The organism is Haloferax sp. KTX1 (genome assembly GCF_902410085.1).
GTDB lineage: Archaea > Halobacteriota > Halobacteria > Halobacteriales > Haloferacaceae > Haloferax > Haloferax massiliensis.
In genome coordinates, this window is the sequence record NZ_CABPRH010000139.1 from 1 (window position 1) to 468 (window position 468).

The 468-nt window shown below is 65.6% G+C and carries 1 protein-coding gene and 1 pseudogene; both read left to right on the forward strand.

All coding sequences use genetic code 11. The features are described from left to right. Window positions 1-120: pseudogene (locus tag FY251_RS23735) on the forward strand (porphobilinogen deaminase); the annotation flags it as partial. Beyond that, window positions 117-468, forward strand: a 352-nt coding sequence (locus tag FY251_RS21160) for a uroporphyrinogen-III C-methyltransferase (RefSeq protein ID WP_255516783.1), incomplete at its 3' end; no start/stop codon positions are given. The pseudogene FY251_RS23735 and the gene FY251_RS21160, both read left to right, overlap by 4 nt.

The window sequence follows — 468 nt, forward strand, 5'->3', positions numbered from 1 at the left end:
CAGGACCTCGCAGCGGAACTCGCCGAACAGGGCGCTGACGACCTCATCGCCGAGGCCAAGCGGGACTCGACGGAGGCAGACGACGACGCTTCGACGGCGCGGGAGGAAGACGAGGAATGACGGACGCTGCACCCGGCAAGGTGTATCTGGTCGGCTCCGGTCCCGGCGACCCGGACCTGCTGACAGTCAAGGCAAAGCGCCTGCTGGAGGAGGCCGACGTGGTGTTGCACGACAAGCTCCCCGGCCCCGAAATCATCGGGATGATTCCCGAGGAGAAACGCGAAGACGTGGGCAAACGCGCCGGCGGCGAGTGGACGCCCCAGGAGTACACTAACGCCCGACTGGTCGAACTCGCCGAGGAGGGTAACACCGTTGTCCGACTGAAAGGCGGCGACTCGATGGTGTTTGGCCGCGGCGGCGAAGAACTGGCCCATCTCGCGGAGAACGGAATTCCCGTCGAGATCGTTC